Below are 21,821 nucleotides of genomic sequence, written 5' to 3' on the forward strand. Positions count from 1 at the left end.
TACATATAATCACTCCTTTAAAAATCGAATTTTAATAATATTTTTTAACAATTATATTTTTAATATATATATATAACTCTTCTTCTTTTTTTTCAATAATTTCTGCTTGAATGGTAGTTTTTTCTGTATAAATAGTAAGTATTATATATTTAAAAGCTTATTTTTCACAAAAAAAGAGGAGCTAACTCCAAATAGTACACCTGTCGCCTGAATAGGCATAAGTACTATTGGAGTTACTCCTCTTTCTACTTATATTCAATTAGAATAATTCACTTACTGATTCATTGCTGAATATTTTTTCTATAGCTTCTGCAAATATAGGAGCTACTGATTTAACTTTTATTTTTTCTATCTGTTTTTCTTCTGGTAACTGTATAGTATCAAGAACTACTAATTCTTTCATAGAAGAATTTTCTATTCTTTCTATAGCTGGACCTGATAAAACAGCGTGTGTACAACAAACATAAACATCTTTAGCACCGAATTTTTTAACTGCTTCAACTGCATTTACTATTGTTCCTGCAGTATCTATCATATCGTCAAGAAGTATTACGTTTTTACCTTCTACATCACCTATTAAGTTCATAACTTCACATACATTTGGTCTTGGTCTTCTCTTATCTATTATAGCTATAGGCACTTCACCATTTAGTGAGTTAGCAAATTTTCTAGATCTTGTAACACTACCAAGGTCAGGAGATACTACTACTAAATCTTCTATATTTTTTTCGTTGAAGTATTCAGATAGTAATGGACCACCTAGTAAGTGATCTAGTGGTATATCGAAGTATCCCTGTATCTGAGATGCATGTAAATCCATAGTTAAAACTCTATCTGCACCAGCTGCTACTATTAAGTTAGCAACTAATTTAGCTGTGATTGGATCTCTTGCTTTCGCTTTTCTGTCCTGTCTTGCATAACCATAGTATGGTATTACAGCAGTTATTCTTCCTGCAGATGCTCTCTTAAGTGCATCTATCATTATTAATAATTCCATTAAGTTGTTGTTTACCGGACTGTTAGTAGATTGAACAACGAAAACGTCGCAACCTCTTACAGTTTCATTCATATTTACACATATTTCACCATCACTGAATGTTCCAACTTCACAGTCTAAAACTGATACGTTTAACTGTTTAGCTATTTTTTCAGCAAGTTCTTTAGATGCGTTACCGGCAAGTATTTTGATTTCGCTACCGCTAGTATTCATTTAGTTAACCCTCCAAACTTTTTAACAATATATAACTATTTAAACATAAATGTTTAAAAAGAAATCAATTTTATTAAATATTATTTATTTCTTGCTTTTTCTTCAGATATTCTTTTATCTCTAGCTTCTTTTTTGTCCATCCAATTTTCTTTTATACATTGTCTTTGTCTTGCAATTGCTAGTGATCTTCCAGGTACATTATCTGTTATTGTTGATCCTGTAGCTATGTAGCCCTGTTCTTCAACTGTAACTGGTGCTACTAGATTTGAATTTGATCCTATAAATGCATTATCTTTTACTACTGATCTAAATTTATGTACACCATCATAATTTACAAATACTACTCCACAGCCTACATTTACATTTTTACCAACTTCAGCATCCCCTATATATGAAAGATGCGATGCTTTTGATCCATCTCCAAATTTTGCATTTTTTATTTCAACAAAATCGCCGACTTTACAACCATTGCCTACATCAGCTTTTGGTCTTAGATAAGCATATGGACCTACTTTTGTATTTTCTCCTACTTTTGCTTCTATTAATGTAGATATTTTTATTTCTGTTCCATCTCCAACAATAGAATCTGTTATTGAAGAATTCATTCCTATTATACAATCAGAACCTATTTTTGTCTTTCCAACTAAATTTACTCCTGGATATACTATAGTATCATTTCCTATTTCTACTTCAGATTCTATATAAGTATTATCTGGGTCTATCATAGTTACTCCATTTGTCATATGGAATTCATTTATTCTTTTTCTCATAGCTTTTTCTGCTTCAGAAAGCTGTAATCTTGAGTTTACACCCATTAATTCTTCTATTGTAGATCCTGCAAATGCACTTACTTTTAATCCTTTTTCTCTCATTATTTTTATAGCATCTGGAAGATAGTATTCTCCCTGTGCATTATTATTATCTATTAATGATAGTGCTTCTTTAAGGCTTTTTCCATTAAAGCAGTATATCGCAGAATTGATTTCTTTTACTAATTTTTCTTCTTCTGTAGCGTCTTTTTGTTCTACTATTTTTAGAAGGTCTCCATTTTCATCTCTTATTATTCTTCCATATCCTGTTGGATTATCTACTATTGTAGTAAGTACTGTTGTATGACAATCATTTTCAACATGATATTCAAATAATTTTTTAAGAGTTTCTGATTTTACAAGTGGAGTATCTCCACATAAAACAACTATTGTATCTTCATCATTTATATATTCTTCAGCCATTTTAACAGCATGTGCTGTACCTAGCTGTTGCTCTTGCATAACTGTTATTATGTCGTCTGAAAGTCTTTCTCTTACGGCTTCAGCTCCATGTCCAAGAACTACTATTGTATCTTCTACCCCTGCTTTTTTAGAAGTATCGACTACATGATTTACCATTTCTTTACCACATACTTTATGTATAACTTTTGGATATTTTGATTTCATTCTTGTTCCCTTGCCTGCAGCAAGTATTATTGACTTAAATTTCATTTAACATCTCTCCATTGAATAATTTTTTATTTTTTTACTGATAATATAATAAAAAATTGCATTATTATTTTTAAATATATCACTTTTCAATATAAATGTACATATATTTTAATATTATATATTCATTTTATTTTTTTTATTTAGATATATAAGTATGTTTTTTATTCTAAACAATCTGCATTTTCTTCCGTATCTTCTAATATTTCTCTATTTGGTTTTACTATTATTTCATCTTTATCTACATCTAATTGTATCAGCGAAATATAGTCATTTACCATTTTTTCTTCTGGCTTCATAGTAGATATAAATACACCTATACCTATTACTTCTGCACTAAATTCTTTCATTAAATCTATCATACCTTTGATAGTTCCTCCACCTCTCATGAAGTCATCTATTATAATAACTTTACTATCTGGCTTAAGTGCTTTTCTAGGTAAACTCATACTTTCTAGGTTTCCACTATTTCCACTTACATATGTCATACTAAGTGTTGGTCCTTCTGAAACTTTTATATCTTTTCTTATTATTACCAACGGTAAATTCATTGCATTTGCAGTCATAAGAGCCATTGGTATTCCTTTTGTTTCCATTGTTACTACATAATCAGCATCTGAATAATCTATATTAGAAGCAAATATTTTACCAATTTTAGAAACAGTTCTTGGATCATAGATAAGGTCTATAAGATATAAAAATCCACCTGATAATATTCTTCCTTCATCTTTTATTCTTTCGCATAGTTGCATTAAAAATTCCGAATTTTCTTGTCTAGATGTTTTAGGTATGTATTTTACTCCACCAGCTGCTCCAGATATTGTTATTACTTTTCCTAAGTGCAATTTTTCAAAAACACTTTTTACTACAAGAAGGTCTTCACTTATTGTAGATTTAGCTGCATTAAATTGATTTGTAAAATAACTTAATGTATATATTTTGTTAGGATTATCAGATAATATCTTTACTATAGCTCCTATTCTTTCTGTTCTTTTGAATTTCATAATCTATTTCCCCCTGCCAATTATTGATTGCCATTAAAACTGATGCACAACAATTTTACTTGTGATATAATAATTACTATGTTGATAATACAGTATTATTTTTTCGTGTATATTGTGCTTAAAAAATATCGCACATTATTTTATTATAACACAAAAAACGTTCATATTGTATTACTTTAATAAAAGAAAGGGTTGTTTTTATTATGAATATACATTTCATAGGAATTGGCGGAATCAGTATGAGTGCATTAGCTGAAATCTGCCTTAATAAAGGATATCACGTTTCAGGTTCTGACTCACAGGAATCACCTATGACAAAAAAACTTATGGCTCAAGGTGCTGAAATATTTATCGGACAAAAAAAAGAAAATATCTCAGATGATGTAAACATGGTTGTTTATACAGCTGCTATACACCCTGATAATGAAGAACTTATGGCTGCAAAAAAGAAAAATAAACTTATAGTTAATAGAGCTGCTTTTTTAGGGCAAATAATGAGAGAATATAAAAATTCCATTGCAGTATCTGGTACTCATGGAAAAACATCTACTACATCTATGCTTTCAGCAATATTTGAATATGCTGATTTAGATCCTACTATTCTTGTTGGTGGGAATTTAAGTATGATTGGTGGAAATGTTAAAATCGGACATTCTGAACACTTTATAACAGAAGCGTGTGAATATGTTGATAGTTTTTTAAACTTTAACCCAAAAATAGCGTTGGTCTTAAATGTTGAAGAAGATCATCTTGATTATTTTTCAGGAATCGATGAAATAAAAGCTTCTTTCAATAAATTCGGTAAATTACTACCATCTGATGGACACTTTATCATAAATGGAGATGATGAAAATACATCTAGTATACTTTATGATGTTAAAGCTAAAATCGTTAAATATGGTAGAGATGAAAATAATGATGTCTTAATCAAAAATATTGAATTTGATGAATTAGGTTGTGGTATTTTTGAATTAGAATATTATGGTGAAAATCTTGGTAAATTTGAATTATCAGTTCAAGGTTTACACAATATATACAATGCTACTGCTGCTATTATAACAGGTATTGTATCTGGTATAGATTTAGATATGATAAAAAGAAATATAAAACGCTATAGAGGTGTTGGAAGAAGATTTGAATTAAAAGGAAAATACAATGGAGCAACTATTGTAGATGATTATGCTCATCATCCAACAGAATTAAAAACTACACTTTCTACAGCTAAAAGAATAAAGAAAAATAGACTTTGGTGCGTATTCCAGCCGCACACATACTCTAGAACAAAATCTCTTTTAAATGAATTCTCAGATGCTTTCTTTGCTGCTGATAAAGTTATTGTTACAGATATTTATGCTGCTAGAGAAACTAATCCTGGAGATATTCATTCTACTGATTTAGTAAAAAAATTATATCAAAACAATATAGATGCCCAATATATAAAAGAATTTGATGATATAGTTGAGTATCTTGCTGATAACGTTGAGCCAGATGATTTTGTTATAACAGCTGGTGCTGGTCCTATATTTAAAGTTGCAGAAGCACTTGCAGCTAAAGGATCTTCAAACTTATAAAATAAAGGGTGATATCTATATTAGATATCACCTCTTTTTATTCTTTAAAAATATTGTTTTTTATGTAATTGTACATATCAGTATATACTTCATAATATGCAACATAATCACCATATTTTATTTTTATGTAATTAGGTCCCATTGTATCTATTCTAAAACTAAATCCATCTTCATCTATATACACAGTATAATTATATTTGCTTTTTTCTTTTGATTTTTCTGGTTGAACTTTACCAACATGTCTTTTATATCTCATTTTATTTACAAATTTATTATATTTCCATCTATGAAGCGTTTTTGTATTATCTCCATTTGATATGTGTACACTTTTCCACTTTTCACTATCTATTACAAAATCAAATGATGTATATATACTTTCTTTTATTATTTTTTCAAACTCTTCTTTTTTATCTATTGGTATTTTGTAATATTCATCCTTTTCAACTGTATATACTCTTAAAAAGTTTAAATCTGTTGAGAACTTTATTCCTGTTGAAGAATATCCACTATATCTAGGTTTGTATGAAATAGCATCTCTAACTTTTCTAAATTCATTAAAATAATATTTATAATCTGCCCATCTATCTTTTTCGATTTTTATATTTACATCTGTCTTTTCATCTAAAATATAAATCTTTTTGCTACTCTCTAGTTGAGATAATAATGGCAATGTATTATCACTTGTATTTTCTTCCCGAGTAAGTTTATTCTTTTGTATACTATCCTCTCTATCTGAATCAAATATTTTTGAAACTAAAAAAAACGATACTATATATACGATAAAGAAGACTATTAATCCTAATACTATATATTTTTTTAGTTTTGATTTCTTTTTAACTGCCAATATATTTTATCTCCTTTCTAAAAATATTTTATTTTTTTATATTTTTATTTATTATATTAGAAAGGTTTGTAAATTCTTCTATACTTAGAGTCTCGCCTCTTCTTTTTTCATCTATTTCTGCTTCTTTTAATACTTCTTTTATAGATGCTTTATCTAAAATTCCCATACTAGATAGAGAATTTAATAGTGTTTTTCTTCTTTGTCCAAATGCAGCCTTTACTGTTTTAAAGAATATCTCCTCATTATCTGCTATATATTTTTTTTCCTCTCTAACATGAAGACCTATTACTGTAGAATCTACTTTTGGTTGAGGTATAAACATATGTCTTGGAGCTTTTGCAACAATTTCTGTATCACAATAGTACTGAACTGCTACAGATAATGCACCATAATCTTTAGTAGATGGTACTGCATTCATTCTATCTGCAACTTCTTTTTGAACCATTACAACTATATCTGTAACTGGTATATCTTCTTCTAAAAATTTCATTACTATAGGTGTAGTTATATAGTATGGAAGATTTGCTATTAATTTTACAGGTCCTCCTGAAAGTTTTTCTTCTACCAATTTTTTTACATCTACTTTTAATATATCTTCATTTACTACTTCTGTATTATCAAATTCTGATAAAGTTTCTTTAAGTATTGGTATTAGATTTTTATCTATTTCAACTGCTACTACTTTATCAGCTTCTTTTGCCATTTCTCTAGTAAGTGTTCCTATACCAGGTCCTACTTCTATTATCTTATCTCCTTCTTTTACTCTTGCTCCATCGATTATTCTGTCAATAACATTATCATCTATTAAAAAGTTTTGTCCTAATGATTTTGAAAATTTAAATCCATGTTTATCTACTATATCTTTTGTCGCTTTATGCGATGAAAGTCTGTTCATATTTCCTCCAAATTTTATTAATAATCTATTTTTCTATTTCTTTTAAAGCTTTTTCAAACTCTTCTCTTGTAACACCGTAATTATTTAATCTACTTAAAAATTGTTTTGCATTTCCATATCCTATTCCTAGAATTTGACCTATTTTATCTCTTCTAAATGAAGCTTCTTCATTTCCTATTAATCCATTTAATAGAAGATCTTTTTGTTTAAATTCCTCTCTATTTTCATTACTTTCTGTTCTAACTTTCTCTAATGCTGCTATTATACTTTTAGGAGTAGCATTTTCTATTCCTATATCACCATCTTTTTTTGCTTCTTCCCTTGGTAAAAAGGCATGTTTACATCCTGGAACTTCAGATGCTATTTTTTTTCTTATTTTTTCACCTGCAAAATCCGGATCTGTAAAGATTATAACTCCTCTTCTTTTTTGAGCTTCTTTTATTCTTTCCATAACACCTTTTGGAAATCCAAATCCTCCAGTTGTTATTAATTCTGCATCTACTGCTCTTTTTACTGCAGTAACATCATCTCTTCCTTCTACTACAATTATTTCTTTTATCATATTTTCTTCCTTACTATATTTATATTTTATTTTACCTATTAAAAAGATTACTTCTCATCAGAAGGGAAAACTAAATCTATCTGTTTTCTAACTTCATCCATTATTTCCATTACTGTAAGAGTATTTTGATAAGTATTTATTTTTGATTCTTTTTTTCCTTCTCTAAATAGTGTCATAAATTCTTTAACAGCAAAGTAAATGCTATCTACTTCAAATTTTTCATCTTTTTCAACTTCTAATTCTGCTGTTATATCTTCTACTTCACCTTTTCTATATTCTACTCTAACATCACCAAAAAGACTCATTTTATCTATTATGATACTTCCATCTTCTCCTTGTATTTCAGTCGGTATATTAGATTGTGTTATCTTTGAATATCTTATATCTGCTAACATATCTTCATATTCAAAGATTATACTGCCTTCTCCATCTACTCCTGTAGATAATTTTATAGCATTTGCTTTTATATTTTTAGGTTTCCCAAATAGATTTACCATTGGATGTATGCAATAAACTCCTATATCCATAAGTGCTCCATTTGACAGTTCTTTTTTAAAAGCATTTAATACTATACCTTCCTTAAACTTATCATATCTAGATGAATATTGGCAAAAATTAGCTGAGTATCGTCTAATTTTTCCTATTTTGTCTAAGCTATTTTTTACATTTCTAAAATTTGGGGTACAAGTTAATCTCATTTCTTCCATAAGAAGAACATTATTTTTTATTGCACAATTTATCATTTCTTCTGCTTCTTTTTTATTAGATGCAAAAGCTTTTTCACATAGTACATCTTTTCCATTTTCCATACATATAATAGTATGTTCTTTATGCATAAAGTTAGGAGATGCTACATATACGGCATCAAATTCCTCACATTTTGCAAATTTTTCTATATCATCAAAAAATAATTCTATATCGTATTTTTCACCAAATTCTTTAGCTCTTTCTAGTTTTCTTGAATATATTGCTTTTACTTCAAAACCTTCTAATTTACTACCTGCTTTTATAAACCACTCTGTTATACTTCCAGTTCCAATTACTCCAAATTTTACGGGTTTCATATATACCTCCAAATTATATAATTTATAATCATAAAATTTATTTTTATCTGTTTAATTCTATTAGTATATTATAACACAGTCGTGTTATATCGTATAATCCAATTATTTTATTTATATCCTATTAAGTTTTAAAAAAATAAAAGACTGATTTCATAATAAAAATTGAAATACAGTCTTTATTTTGATTTATTCAATCGAATTTTTTAATAAATATTCAACATCTTCCAAAGAATCCATTATTTTATATGCTTTTTCCCTTAATTCTTCATCGGGTTTTTTAAAATCAGGGACCATTATACATTTAAAACCACCATTATATGCAGCTTCAACACCAGCTTTTGAATCTTCTATTACTAAACATTCTTTAGGTGAAAGATTTAGTTTTTCTGCTGCTTTTAAGAAAATTTCCGGATTTGGTTTAGTTTCTTTAACTTCATCTCCACATATAACAGCTCCTACCATATCATCAAAATGTAGAAACTTCATTCTATTTTTCATTTTCCATCTCACTGTAGATGTTGCAATAGCTGTTTTATAATTATGTTCTAAAAGATATTTTAATAAACTTTCAAATCCTTTTTTTACACCAGGTTTATTTTCTTCTAAATAGTCTATAACAGCTTGTCCTTTTTCTTTGTAATATTCTTCCATAGGTAACTCTTTTCCATATATTTCTTTAAGACCCTTTATTGTGTCATCTTTTCCTTTTCCCATTAAAAGAATTTGTGCATCTCTTTTTATCTCTATATTATGTTTTTTGAATATTTTTTCCCAAAATATCAAAGATAAACTTTCTGTATCTAATATGACACCATCCATATCAAATATTACACCTTTTATATTTTTCATCTTTATACCTCTTTTATTCTAACTATATTTTCTATACTCTAGATAATATAAATTCACAATTTCCATTTACTGTGTAGTTCCCTTTTTGTGCAGGTATAAATATACTATCTCCTTTTATAAAATCTAATTCTATATCATTCATAATAAGTTTTCCTTTTCCTTCAGTTATTATAACTGAGTTGAATGATTTTTCATCTATTTCTACAATTGCATTTTCTTTAACTTCATATTTATAGGTAGTAAAGTATTTACATTCACTTAATAATACTCTACTATAAGTATCGTAGTTTTCTAATTCTCCCATAGGTTTAGCACTTTTTGCATTTGGAGTAAGATTTGTAACATCTATTGCTTTATCCACATGTAACTCTCTAGGCTTTCCATCTGCTCCTAATCTACCAAAGTCATATACTCTATAAGTTGTATTTGAATTTTGCTGTATCTCACATATAACAAGTCCTGCTCCTATAGCATGTATAGTTCCACTTTCTATGAAAAATACATCACCTTTTTTAACTTCTACTTTATTTAATACTTCTAATATAGTGTCATTTTTTATTCTATCAGCAAATTCTTCTTTAGTTATTTCTTTATTTACACCATAATAAAGAGATGCTCCTTCTTCAGCTTCTAGAACATACCACATTTCTGTTTTACCATATTCTTTTTCAACTCTTAGTGCATATTCATCATCTGGATGAACCTGTATTGACAGAGAACCTTTTGCATCTATAAATTTTATAAGTATTGGGAAAAATTCAAAACTATCACAATTAGTTCCTAATCCTTTTTCTCCTATTTTATTTATATATTCTCCAAACTGTAATCCTTTAAATTCACCAGAATCTACTATACTTTGTCCATTTTTATGATTTGAAAGTTCCCAACTCTCAGCTATTTTGTCAAAGTCACAATCTTTGTTATATTCTTCTCTTAATTTTGTTCCACCCCATAGATAATCTTGGAATGCTGGTCTTAATTTTACTGGTTTTAACATACTAATAAATCTCCTTATTTTTTAATTTATTTTAATATAGTTTTATAAAAAGTTAACTTTTATAGTCTTTTATCATTATACTTATATCTTAAAGTAGTTTTATTTAAATGTAATTTTAATTTTTTTCATTATAGAATCCGCTTTTTTTATAACATCTGATGTATTCATTCTTATAACTTTTTTACCCTCAAATCTACTTTCATCAATTATTTTCATATCATTTGTTAGAATTACGCAAACTGCCTCTTCTATATCTTCATCACTTAATTCATTTTCTATCCCTGCAAATCCCTGTGTTTCAACAGAAATTTCTATATCATGTTTTTTTGCAACTATTTTTAGTGCTTCTGAAGCCATATAAGTATGTGCTACCCCTGATGAACAAGATGTAACTGCCACAACTTTCATAAATTCCTCCCATTTATAATTTATTTTTACAAATTATTATACATCTGATGAATATATTTTTCTACTTACGATTATTTTTTTTATTATTTTATATTTTTATTTATCAAATTTATAATTATTATTATCTTATTTGAAAAATAAAAAAGCTGTATATAGTTTATAAAATAAACTTATATACAACTTTTCTAATATTAATTATTTATCTTCTACTCCAAAGAATTTCATAGCATTTTCTTTAGTTACTCTGCAAACTTCTTCATAAGAGATACCTTTTTCTACAGCTATCTTTTCAGCTACAAATGTTACTAATGACGGATCATTTCTTTTCCCTCTATGTGGTACTGGTGCCATATAAGGTGAGTCTGTTTCTATCATCAGTTTTTCTAGAGGAATTTCTCTAACAACATCTACTGTTTTTCTATTATTTTTAAATGTAACTGTTCCAGGTATAGAAAGATAGCACCCCATTTTTACATATTCTCTTGCTAATTCTACTTCTCCACTATAACAATGAAGTAAACATCCTGTTTCAGGTAATTTTGTAGATTTTATTATATCTAAAGTATCTTTGTGAGCATCTCTATCGTGTACAATAAATGGTACTTTTAACTCATTTGCTAGCTCAATTTGTCTTTTAAACCATTTTTTTTGTAGCTCTCTAGGAGAATAATCGTAGTAATAATCTAATCCTATTTCACCTATAGCTACTACTTTTTCATTTTCTAAGACATATTTTTTTAGCATTTCCATATCTGCTTCTGTCAAATCTTCAACATCATGAGGATGAACTCCAACAGCTGCATATATAAAATCATATTTATTTGCTAACTCAACAGCAGTTTTTGATGTTTCCATATCTGCTCCTGGGTTAACTACATAATCTATTCCTTTTTCTTTTAAAGAATTTATTAATTCTTCTCTATCTTCATCAAATCTTTCATCATTTAAATGTGCGTGTGAATCAAATAACATTTTATCTTCTCCTTAGCAAACTTCACAACCTGGTTTTGCATCTGTAGCTGTTGGTATTACTAAATCATCTCCATCATCTCCAGCCGCAAGTATCATACCAGCAGATTCTACTCCTCTAAGTTTAACTGGTTTTAAATTACAAACAACTATAACTTTTTTACCAACCATTTCTTCTGGTTTATACCATTTTGCTATTCCTGAAACTATTTGTCTTGTTTCTGAACCTAAATTAACTTGAGATACTAAAAGTTTATCAGCTTTTGGATGTTTTTCACATTTAACTATTTCACCAACTCTAAGCTCAACTTTATCAAAATCATCTATTGTTATTTGCTCTTTATGTTCTAATGGTTTTACTTCTTCTTTTGTTGAGAACATTTTTTCTAACTCCTCTATTTCTTTTTCAACATCTAATCTAGGGAATAATGCTTCACCTTTATGAACTTTTGTTCCTGGTTTTATGCATCCAAATACTTTTACACTTTCCCAATTAGTTATTTCTTCCTCACCTTTTATTCCTAATTGATCATATATTCTTATAGCAGTTGTATTCATTATAGGGTTTATAAGAGTTGCTATAATTCTTATTGATTCGCAAAGGTTGTATAATACAGTGTTTAATTCTTCTTTTTTAGATTCATCTTTAGCTAAGGCCCAAGGCATTGTTTCATCTATATATTTATTAGTTCTTCTAACTAATTTCCATACTGATTCTAATGCTTCATGGAATTGTAATGCATCCATTTGTTCTTCAAATTCTTTAGCTGATAATTTAGCTTGTTCTTTTAAAGATTCGTCAAATTCAGTAGATGTTTTAGATTCTGGTATTAAACCTTCATTATATTTTTCTACCATTGCTACAGTTCTACTCACTAAGTTTCCTAAGTCATTTGCTAAATCTGAATTTATTCTATTTATAAAGTTTCTATTAGTATAACTTCCATCTTGTCCGAATGAGAATTCTCTAAGTAAGAAATATTTTAGTGCATCTACTCCATATCTTTCTATCATTGGTCCTGGATATACAACATTACCTTTTGATTTACTCATTTTATCATCATCAAATAGTATCCATCCATGTCCGTATACTTGTTTTGGTACTTCTAAACCAAGAGCCATTAATATTGCTGGCCATATTATTGTGTGGAATCTTGTTATTTCTTTAGCTGTTAAATGTACTGATGCTGGCCAATATTTTTTAAACTCTTCATCATTTTCTGTCATATATCCTAAAGCTGTTATGTAGTTACAAAGTGCATCTACCCATACATATATAACATGTTTTTCATCAAAAGGAACTTTTATTCCCCAATCAAATGTAGTTCTTGTTACACATAAATCTTCTAGTCCTTTATCAAGGAAGTTTGATACCATTTCATTTCTTCTTGAGATTGGTAAACAAAAATCATCTCTTTTAAATAACTCTTTTAATCTGTCTTCATATTTTGATAATTTGAAGAAATATGCTTCTTCTTTTGCTACATATGTTTCTCTACCACAGTCTGGGCATTTTGTTCCATCTACTAATTGAGATTCTGTCCAAAAACTTTCACATGGAGTACAGTATCTACCTTCATAAGTTCCTTTATAGATATCTCCTTGTTCATATAATTTTGTAAATATTTTCTGTATTATATCAGTGTGTCTTTTTTCTGTTGTTCTTATAAAATCATCATATGATATATCTAACTTTTTCCATAATGCTTTTATATCATCTATCATTCCATCTAAATATTCTATTTCGCTTATTCCCGCTTCTTGAGCTTTTTTCTGTATTTTTTCACCATGTTCATCTGTTCCTGTAAGGAATTTAACATCATATCCACAGAAACGTTTGAATCTTGATATTGCATCTGCTGCAACAGTTGTATAAGTATGTCCAATGTGTAATTTACCACTTGGATAATATATTGGTGTTGTTACATAAAAAGTAGGTTTACTCATAATTTTCCTCCTATATATTAATAAAAATATTTTATATTTATATCTAAATTATAATACTTAATAAATCTAAATCTATTATTTATTAAAATAAAAAAACGCCTCCTATGAATCATCATAGGGGCGATTATATTCGCGGTACCACCCTAATTATCCACATTTATAAACATTTGTGGATTTCTCTATAGACGATAACGTGTCTAAACGTTTAGGCCTCACTTTTGCTCGACCAAAAAGCTCCAAGTCCATATTCAACATATCGATTAAACACCAGCTCTCACCTAATCTGGCTCTCTGTAGAATATCTTTACATTTACTCTTCTTTTCATAGCTTTTAGATTTATTAATTTAACTATAAATAATTACTTTAATTCTATCCAATTTACTCTTTCTTGTCAATTTATTTTTAACACACTTTCTCTAGCTAAGACTATGTAATTTCTAGTGATTTATGAAATTTTAATATCCAAAATATATATTTCAAAAATGAATTTTATTTTTCAAAAATTTTATTTTTTAACTATTTACTTGTCATTTCAAAGATTTTTTTTAATTTTTTCACTTTTTTTTAATTTTTTTTTATTTTTCTCTTGAAACTTTATAAATATTATGTTTTATTATAATTATAGGAGTTATTTTTTACATATCTTGCACTAAATACTTAATTTATCTATCTTATATTTATTTTTTCATATTTAAGCTTTATAAATTAAAGAATATTTATATGATATTATAGGTATATAGAATTATACAAAGGGGGAGTGTTTAAACATGGAAAACACAGTTAGAAAATTAGATGAAACAGATAGAAAAATAATAGAAATACTTCAAGAAGATGGTAGAATTTCTATGAAAGATTTAGGAAAGCTTATCGGATTAACTTCTCCAGCAGTTTCTGAGAGAATAAAGAGACTTGAAAACTGTGGTATAATATCTGGCTATAAAGCTATAATAAATCCTGATGCTTTAGGAAGAAATATAAAGGCGTTCATACATATTTCTCTTCTTGAAAGTCGGAGCTATTCTGATTTTTTAGAAAATGCAAAAAATGATCCAAGAATAGTTGAATGCCATCATATAACAGGAGATGACTGTTCTTTACTTAAAGTGCTTGTAAGTGATATGCGGGAACTAGAAAATGTTATAGACAGCATCAAAAAAATAGGTTCAACAAAAACTTCTGTTATACTATCTACTCCTATACAAGCTAAGTCTATACTTTAGATTTTATAATTTATTTAGATATAAAAAAGCTGATGAAAACATCAGCTTTTATTTTTATTATATTTCTTCATTGTATCTATAGTAATAACTAGTAAGTGCATATTCCATATATGTTCTAAGAACTCTATAATTTTCATGTTCATATATAAGTCTTCTTGTACATACAATATCTGCATATCCTATAATCATTACCCCAGATATATCTTCACCAAGTATTTTAAATATTTCATATAACTTCTTTCTACTCATATCATCGGCTTTGTAAAACTCTAATAAAACCATATGATATCTTATATATTTATATAGTATATTTTCTGCATCTTTACTTATTTTAAATTCAGATACTACATTGTGAAGCATATCTGCACCTATTTTTTCATGTTCTTTAAAATGTACACTTCCATCATTAGAAATTGTCATACTCTTAGGTTTACCCATATCATGTAAAAAAACAGCTAATTTTAGTAAATCTATTCTTTTAAAATTATCATCTACTTCTGTCTGTAAGTTATCTATTATAAATTCTTTAAGATGACTTTGGAAAAAATCATTATTATTTAGAACTTTTTCTAACTCTTTAAGTGCATTTATAGAATGTGTAAAACTATCTACTACATGAAATTTACATTTACCAATTTTCTTCATTTCTTTTATATGAGGAAATATTTTTTCTAATTCAGTATCTTTATCCATTTTTTCTATAATTTCAGAAGTATTTGGTTTTTTTAATGCTTCAAGAAATTTTTCTCTTATATTATCCATAAAACCACCTCCAATTTAAGATACTTTTTATAAATCGAGAACTTGTTTATAAACTATATCCTTCTTTAATTTTCTATCTTTACATACTATTTTTATAGCTTCTTTTTTATTTATACCCTCTTCAATAAGTTTAATAACATAATCTCTTTCATTTAAATGATCATATTTACCAACTTCTTCTATTTCACCTGTAAATCCTTCTACAATAAGTACAAATTCACCTTTTATTTCTCTATTATTGAATATTTCTATTACTGTTTCTAAATCTTCTCTTATTATTTCTTGATATCTTTTTGTAAGCTCTCTATTCACTGCAATTTTTCTATTCCCAAGATATTTAAGTAAATCTTTTAATGTATCTTTTAATCTATGTGGAGATTCGTAAAATATAATTGTTCTTTTTTCATTTTTTATTTCTTCCAATCTTTTTCTTCTAAGTTTTTTATCTCTATCTAAAAAACCTTCAAATACAAATTTATGTGTATCCATTCCTGACCCAACTAAAGCTGTAACAAATGCTGTTGCTCCGGGAAGAACTTCTATTTCTATATTATTTTCAATTGCTTCACCTATTATATCTTGACCAGGGTCTGATATCCCAGGCATTCCAGCATCACTTATCAATGCTATATTTTCTCCTTCTAAAAGCTTAGTTATTAAATATCCGCCTTTTGAATCTTTATTATGTTCATGATAACTAGTTAAAGGTTTAGATATTTCAAAATGATTTAATAATTGTAAACTATGTCTTGTATCCTCTGCTGCTATTAAATCTACTTCTTTTAAAACTCTTAGTGTTCTATAAGTTATATCTTCTAAATTCCCGATTGGAGTCGGACATATATATAATTTTCCTGCCATTTTTTTCTCCTTTATATTTATTATTTATCTATACTTCTATCTTCTGAATATATTTCAATTATTTCTTCAGTATATTTACCATCTTCTCCATATACATATAGAGGGTCCATTATTTTTAAATCTGGTCTTCCTCCTTTTGTAAATTCAACTAGTAATAGATTTGGTGCTTTATCAACTTTTGGATGTACAAATCGCATCAATTTTGGCTCAAGTCTATATTTTCTTCCAAGAGAGACTATATCTATAAGTCTAGTTGGTCTATGTATCATGAAAAATTTTCCTCTTTCTTTTAATAGTATTGAGGCTGCTTTTATAACATCTTCTAAATTACATTTTACTTCATGTCTAGATATCATTTTTTTATCGTTTGGATTTTTTATTCCATCATTGTGCATATACGGTGGATTTGATGTCACAACATCAAATGTATTAGTTGGTAATACTTCCTTAATATCTTTTAAATCTGCATTTATAATCTTTATATTATCTTTTATATCATTCATTAGTACAGACCTAGATGCCATTTCAAAAACTTCTTCTTGTATTTCTACACCATATATTTTTTCTGCATTACTTTTGCCATATATTATAAGTGGTATTATTCCTGTTCCTGTTCCTAAATCTACAACCTTTGCTTTATTTTTTACTTTTGCAAAATTTGCTAATAAAACTGCATCTATTCCAAAACAAAATCCATCTGTATTTTGTATTATTTTTAATCCTTTTAGTTGTAAATCATCTATTCTTTCTTTTTCTTTTATCTCTACGTTCATCAAGAGTATTCCTTTCAAATATAATTTTTTATTTTTAAAAAGACTGCCCAAAATTAAAGAGTATTCTCTTTTTGGCAGTCTTTAATGTATAAATTAATCTTCTAATTTTCGTAATTCTTTCATTGTTTCAGCATCTATATATTCGCCGTGTTTTTCTTTTAATTCACATCTTTTTGGTTCTTTTAATACTTGATGTATATCATCTTTTAGATACACTTTTATAGTTTTATCTTGGAATTCAACTCTTATTTGTTCTAAAAGTGGATTCACTTCTATTACTTTCCCTTTTCCATCATCAGTCTGGACTATAGAACCTACTATTGGTAACTTTTCTAATGCTTCTGCATATACATCATGTTCATATTTTAAGCAACAAAATAGTCTTCCACATATTCCAGATATTTTTGTCGGATTCAAAGATAGACTCTGATCTTTTGCCATTTTTATAGATACAGGTTGAAAATCTCCTAACCATGATGAACAACAAAGTTTTCTTCCACATGGTCCAAGTCCACCAATAGATTTAGCTTCATCTCTTACACCAATTTGTCTTAATTCTATTCTAACTTTGAATATAGATGCCAAATCTTTTACTAATTCTCTAAAATCGATTCTACCTTCTGCTGTAAAATAAAAAATTAATTTATTTCTATCAAAAGTATATTCACAATCTATTAAACACATATTAAGTCCATGTTCTTTTATTTTATTTTGACATAAGACAAATGTATCTTTTGCTTTTTCTTTGTTTTCGTTGTATATTTTTTTATCTTCATCTGTCGCAATTCTTATAATAGGTTTTAAAGGCGATACCAACTCTTCTTCTGATATTTCCTTTCCTCCTACTACAACATGTCCGAATTCAAGACCTCTAGCTGTTTCAACTATTACATCTTGATTAGATTCTATATTAAGTCCAGCTGGGTCAAAATAGTACATTTTTCCAGCTTTTTTAAATCTCACACCTACTATTTTTATCATTTAATCACCTCATATATATTTAAAAACATAACTTGAATACTCATTTTAAATCCACAAAATCCTTTGATTTTTCTCTTAGTATCTTCTATTATATCAATAATTCTCGTTATTTGAGAAGAATTTATTTTCTCAGACATATTTTCAATAAATGTTATTTTATCTGCATTTATTAAAAAGTTATATTCTAATCCTTCTTTAATCAGAATTATATCTCTAAAATAGTTTATCATAATATCAAAGAAATTCATAATCTGATTTTCATATTTTTCAGATGAATCTGCAAGCATTTCTATATCTAACTTATTTTTTTCGGAAATTGTATATATACAATCTTGTATGTATTCTCTCATTTCTTTAAACATTTCATTATTTACTAGTTCTATAGCTTTATTTATACTACCTTTTGAAAAAGTAGCATATACTTTTGCACTTTCTTCATCTAAATTTAACTCTTCTATTAAATAATTTTTTACTGTTTCATTAGATAGAGGAATGAATTTTACTATATCGCATCTAGATTTTATAGTACTCAATAGTGCTTCCTTATTTTCAGTTATTAATATGAAAATAGCATATTGAGGAGGTTCTTCTATTGTTTTTAATATTGCATTTTGAGCTTCTTCACTCATAAGTTCTGCATTTTCAATCATATATATTTTGTAATTTGAAATAGGTTTTTCGTAAACATCCTCTTTCATCTTTCTTATTTTTTCAATTTTTATTCTATGAGAACCATCTTCCTTAGATATAATACTAAAATCTGGACTATTTTCTGGAGATACTCCTATTAATATTTTGGCAAATAATTTAGCAAATGTTCTTTTCCCTATTCCATTAATCCCTTCAAATATATATGCATTGTTTAGCATATTTTTATTTATTGCATTTGAAATATATCTTTTTGCAAAGTCTTGCTCTTTTATTTGTTCAAAATACATAGTTTCACCTCCTATAATATTATTTGTTTTTAATATTATAATTTTTATTATAATATTTTTTCTTATAATTTTTTCTTTACAATATTATAAATTTCTTCACTTATATCTTCTATCGTTCTAAGTTCATTATTTTCAACACACTCTACTTTTTCCCAATTATATTTTTCTGCTATATAAAGAGAATTTTTATATGTTTTTTTGAGATAATTTATATCTTTTTCATGAATATCTTTTTCTTTTTCACCAGTGAATTTATTATTTCTATTTTCCATAAGTTTTATACTATATTCAACTGGAACATTTAAAAATACTACTTCATCCGGTCTTGGAATTTTGAACAAATTGTACTCATAATCATCTAACCAATCTAGATATTTATCTCGTTCATTTTCCTCCATTTTTGAAGCTTGATGAACCATGTTAGATGTTGTATATCTATCTGCTATTATAATTCCTCCACTTTTATAAAATTCTTCCCATTCTGTTTTATAAGATGCATATCTATCTGCTGTAAAGAATGTAGAAGCTATATATGCATCTACATCATCTGCATTTTTACCAAAATCTCCTCTTAAATACATTTTTACTAATGTAGAAGATTCAGATTCATAATTTGGATATTCTACTTTTTTTACATTATATCCATCTTTTTGTAATTTTTTTAAAAGCTCTTTTGACTGTGTTGCTTTTCCACTTGCATCAGATCCACTTTCTATTATTATCAATTTACCGCTCATTTTTCTATCTCCATAATAGTTTTTAATTTTCTATCACTTGAATATATTCAAATTTAGAATCTTTCAATCCTGATATTTCCATTCCTTCTTTTTTACAATATTTCAAGTAGTCTATTATTTCTTTTTGTATTATTTCACCTGTTGCAATTATACATACACCAGGTGGATATGGAACAATATTTTCTCCACATATTTTACCTATAGACTCTTCTATTTTAACATTTATTTTTTCTTTATAAAATGCTTCTCTTGGATTAAATATAATTTTAGGAGATATATTTGGATAATTTATAGCATTTAATTTTTTTCTTCCTTTTAAATTTGATTCTTCATATATTGATATAAGGGCATTTTTCATTTTTTTGAAATCATTTGTATCATTCCCTATAGTAGAAATCATTAATACTCCACAATAATTTGATAATTCTACTTGAATATTGTAATTTTTTCTAAGAATCTCTTCCAATTCATATCCAGTTAATCCCACTTCTAAGCTAGATATAAAAATTTTAGTAAAATCATCTTTATTATATATATTAAAAAATTCTATTTCTTCTAGTTTATAATTTTCATTTTTTAATTTATTTTTTATATTTATTTTATAGTGATTTAATTCATTTTTAAAATTTATTATATTTTTATATAACTCTTCTATAAGCTCCTTACCATATCTTTCATAAATATCTACTGCTATTTCTAAAGATTGCATTAATATATATGATGGACTAGAAGTTTCCGTCATTTTTAATATTTTTTCTATTCTATCTATATTTACAATATTATTTTCTATAGCATTTTTAGATATATGCATCATTGATGATTGTGTGAATGCAGGCAATGTTTTATGAGTACTTTGTATAACTATATCTGCTCCACAGCTAAGAGCTGTTTTAGGTAGTTTACTACTAAGACCTAAATGCGCTCCATGTGCTTCATCAATTATAACTATTATATTTTTTTCATGAGCATATTTTATAACTTTTTCTAAATCAATTGTTACACCATAATATGTAGGATAAGTCAATAATATTGCCTTGGAGTCAATATTTTCATCGATTGCCTTTTTTATATTTTTAAATGAATTTCCCATTTGAATATTTGTTTTTTTATCTACATCTGCTTTTATATATATCGGTTTGATATCTCCTAGTATGCAACCATTTATAGCTGATTGATGTGAATCTCTACTCATTATTAATTTATCTTCTGGATTGCATGTAGACATTATTGCCGTTTGTATTCCACATGTACTTCCATTTATTAAATAATATGTTTTCCCTGAATCAAAAATAGCTTCTGTTTTTTGTAAACTTTCTTTTATTATATCGTTAGGAGAATGTAAATTATCTGTTCCTGGAATTTCTGTTGTATCTGTTTTATATAATTTCTCCATTTTTTCTTTATATCCCAATTTTTCATATAATTTCCCATTTTTATGTCCAGGCATATGGAATGATACTATTTCGTCATCTATAATTCTACTCAGTCCACTATTTATATATAATTTTTCTTCATTTTCTTTTATTTTATTTTTAGTAATATTTTTTTTCATTTTTCTCACGCTCTATAGTAATAATTTTTATTAATTATTGTATATTTATATTGTATATTTATATTTTTGCAAATAAAAAAAGATTACGTGGCTACGTCCTACTCTCCCAGGGGCCTTCGCCCCAAGTACCATCAGCGCTAGAGAGCTTAACTTCTGTGTTCGGAATGGGAACAGGTGTATCCTCTCTGCTATAATAAC

General features: G+C 27.2%; 21 protein-coding genes, 1 rRNA gene and 1 other annotated feature. Of the genes, 2 read left to right on the forward strand and 20 right to left on the reverse strand.

Translation table 11 applies throughout. The features are described 5' to 3' along the window. Positions 1-259: 259 nt before the first annotated feature. From Q1J78_RS06745 to purR, 3 genes are all read right to left on the reverse strand, one after another. Positions 260-1,210 carry a ribose-phosphate diphosphokinase gene (locus Q1J78_RS06745; RefSeq protein WP_300279689.1) on the reverse strand — a complete coding sequence of 317 codons (951 nt, stop codon included), beginning with the start codon at positions 1,208-1,210 and terminating at the stop codon, positions 260-262. An 80-nt stretch (positions 1,211-1,290) separates the two neighbouring features. After that, positions 1,291-2,691: a bifunctional UDP-N-acetylglucosamine diphosphorylase/glucosamine-1-phosphate N-acetyltransferase GlmU gene (gene glmU / locus Q1J78_RS06750; protein WP_300279692.1), complete on the reverse strand. Its 1,401-nt coding sequence runs from the start codon at positions 2,689-2,691 to the stop codon at positions 1,291-1,293. A gap of 161 nt (positions 2,692-2,852) precedes the next feature. After that, positions 2,853-3,692 (reverse strand): pur operon repressor, encoded by an 840-nt coding sequence (gene purR / locus Q1J78_RS06755; RefSeq protein WP_300279695.1) that lies wholly within the window; start codon positions 3,690-3,692, stop codon positions 2,853-2,855. Between the two features lie 203 nt (positions 3,693-3,895). Here purR and murC point away from each other — a divergent pair, with 203 nt between their 5' ends. Next, the gene (gene murC, locus Q1J78_RS06760) at positions 3,896-5,263 is read left to right on the forward strand and encodes a UDP-N-acetylmuramate--L-alanine ligase (RefSeq protein ID WP_300279698.1); all 1,368 of its coding nucleotides are present in this window, start codon (positions 3,896-3,898) and stop codon (positions 5,261-5,263) included. A gap of 37 nt (positions 5,264-5,300) precedes the next feature. Here murC and Q1J78_RS06765 read toward each other — a convergent pair whose 3' ends face one another. The 9 genes from Q1J78_RS06765 to metG all read right to left on the reverse strand — a co-directional run bounded on the left by Q1J78_RS06765 (position 5,301) and on the right by metG (position 13,798). Next, the gene (locus Q1J78_RS06765) at positions 5,301-6,107 is read right to left on the reverse strand and encodes a hypothetical protein (protein ID WP_300279701.1); all 807 of its coding nucleotides are present in this window, start codon (positions 6,105-6,107) and stop codon (positions 5,301-5,303) included. A 28-nt stretch (positions 6,108-6,135) separates the two neighbouring features. Continuing rightward, on the reverse strand, positions 6,136-7,002 hold the full coding sequence (gene rsmA / locus Q1J78_RS06770) for a 16S rRNA (adenine(1518)-N(6)/adenine(1519)-N(6))-dimethyltransferase RsmA (protein WP_300279703.1): 867 nt from the start codon (positions 7,000-7,002) through the stop codon (positions 6,136-6,138). Positions 7,003-7,027: 25 nt separating this feature from the next. After that, complete coding sequence (rnmV, locus tag Q1J78_RS06775) at positions 7,028-7,564, reverse strand: ribonuclease M5 (RefSeq protein WP_300279708.1); 537 nt, start codon at positions 7,562-7,564, stop codon at positions 7,028-7,030. A 47-nt stretch (positions 7,565-7,611) separates the two neighbouring features. Beyond that, complete coding sequence (locus Q1J78_RS06780; protein WP_300279712.1) at positions 7,612-8,628, reverse strand: Gfo/Idh/MocA family protein; 1,017 nt, start codon at positions 8,626-8,628, stop codon at positions 7,612-7,614. Between the two features lie 186 nt (positions 8,629-8,814). Further along, positions 8,815-9,477, reverse strand: a complete 663-nt coding sequence (locus Q1J78_RS06785; RefSeq protein WP_300279715.1) for an HAD family hydrolase — start codon at positions 9,475-9,477, stop codon at positions 8,815-8,817. Positions 9,478-9,508: 31 nt separating this feature from the next. Further along, positions 9,509-10,474, reverse strand: coding sequence for a type I phosphomannose isomerase catalytic subunit (locus Q1J78_RS06790; protein WP_300279718.1), 966 nt, complete (start codon positions 10,472-10,474; stop codon positions 9,509-9,511). 99 nt (positions 10,475-10,573) lie between these two features. Continuing rightward, on the reverse strand, positions 10,574-10,882 hold the full coding sequence (locus tag Q1J78_RS06795) for a PTS fructose-like transporter subunit IIB (protein ID WP_300279721.1): 309 nt from the start codon (positions 10,880-10,882) through the stop codon (positions 10,574-10,576). Positions 10,883-11,077: 195 nt separating this feature from the next. Continuing rightward, the gene (locus Q1J78_RS06800; RefSeq protein ID WP_300279724.1) at positions 11,078-11,854 is read right to left on the reverse strand and encodes a TatD family hydrolase; all 777 of its coding nucleotides are present in this window, start codon (positions 11,852-11,854) and stop codon (positions 11,078-11,080) included. A gap of 12 nt (positions 11,855-11,866) precedes the next feature. Then, positions 11,867-13,798: a methionine--tRNA ligase gene (gene metG, locus Q1J78_RS06805; RefSeq protein WP_300279727.1), complete on the reverse strand. Its 1,932-nt coding sequence runs from the start codon at positions 13,796-13,798 to the stop codon at positions 11,867-11,869. Positions 13,799-13,911: 113 nt separating this feature from the next. Next, positions 13,912-14,133: a binding site (T-box leader), on the reverse strand. Between the two features lie 433 nt (positions 14,134-14,566). Between metG and Q1J78_RS06810 the strand changes: the two genes are divergently transcribed. Then, a complete protein-coding gene (locus Q1J78_RS06810) occupies positions 14,567-15,019 on the forward strand; it encodes an Lrp/AsnC family transcriptional regulator (protein ID WP_300279730.1) in 453 nt (150 codons plus the stop codon). 57 nt (positions 15,020-15,076) lie between these two features. On the opposite strand, the gene Q1J78_RS06815 is transcribed toward Q1J78_RS06810, so the two are convergent. The 8 genes from Q1J78_RS06815 to rrf all read right to left on the reverse strand — a co-directional run. Further along, positions 15,077-15,781: an HD domain-containing protein gene (locus Q1J78_RS06815; protein ID WP_300279733.1), complete on the reverse strand. Its 705-nt coding sequence runs from the start codon at positions 15,779-15,781 to the stop codon at positions 15,077-15,079. Positions 15,782-15,808: 27 nt separating this feature from the next. Further along, on the reverse strand, positions 15,809-16,642 hold the full coding sequence (gene rsmI / locus Q1J78_RS06820) for a 16S rRNA (cytidine(1402)-2'-O)-methyltransferase (protein ID WP_300279736.1): 834 nt from the start codon (positions 16,640-16,642) through the stop codon (positions 15,809-15,811). 20 nt (positions 16,643-16,662) lie between these two features. Then, positions 16,663-17,415: a tRNA1(Val) (adenine(37)-N6)-methyltransferase gene (locus Q1J78_RS06825; protein ID WP_300279739.1), complete on the reverse strand. Its 753-nt coding sequence runs from the start codon at positions 17,413-17,415 to the stop codon at positions 16,663-16,665. A gap of 93 nt (positions 17,416-17,508) precedes the next feature. Continuing rightward, on the reverse strand, positions 17,509-18,396 hold the full coding sequence (locus Q1J78_RS06830; RefSeq protein WP_300279742.1) for a PSP1 domain-containing protein: 888 nt from the start codon (positions 18,394-18,396) through the stop codon (positions 17,509-17,511). Continuing rightward, complete coding sequence (locus Q1J78_RS06835; RefSeq protein WP_300279745.1) at positions 18,393-19,334, reverse strand: DNA polymerase III subunit; 942 nt, start codon at positions 19,332-19,334, stop codon at positions 18,393-18,395. The genes Q1J78_RS06830 and Q1J78_RS06835 overlap by 4 nt, the downstream gene beginning before the upstream one ends. 62 nt (positions 19,335-19,396) lie before the next feature. After that, positions 19,397-20,071 (reverse strand): dTMP kinase, encoded by a 675-nt coding sequence (locus Q1J78_RS06840; protein WP_300279748.1) that lies wholly within the window; start codon positions 20,069-20,071, stop codon positions 19,397-19,399. 22 nt (positions 20,072-20,093) lie between these two features. After that, positions 20,094-21,623, reverse strand: a complete 1,530-nt coding sequence (locus Q1J78_RS06845; RefSeq protein WP_300279751.1) for an aminotransferase class I/II-fold pyridoxal phosphate-dependent enzyme — start codon at positions 21,621-21,623, stop codon at positions 20,094-20,096. An 85-nt stretch (positions 21,624-21,708) separates the two neighbouring features. Then, a 5S ribosomal RNA gene (gene rrf / locus Q1J78_RS06850) occupies positions 21,709-21,821 on the reverse strand; the annotation flags it as partial.

Source organism: Peptacetobacter sp. (assembly GCF_029264495.1).
Classification (GTDB): Bacteria; Bacillota; Clostridia; order Peptostreptococcales; family Peptostreptococcaceae; genus Peptacetobacter.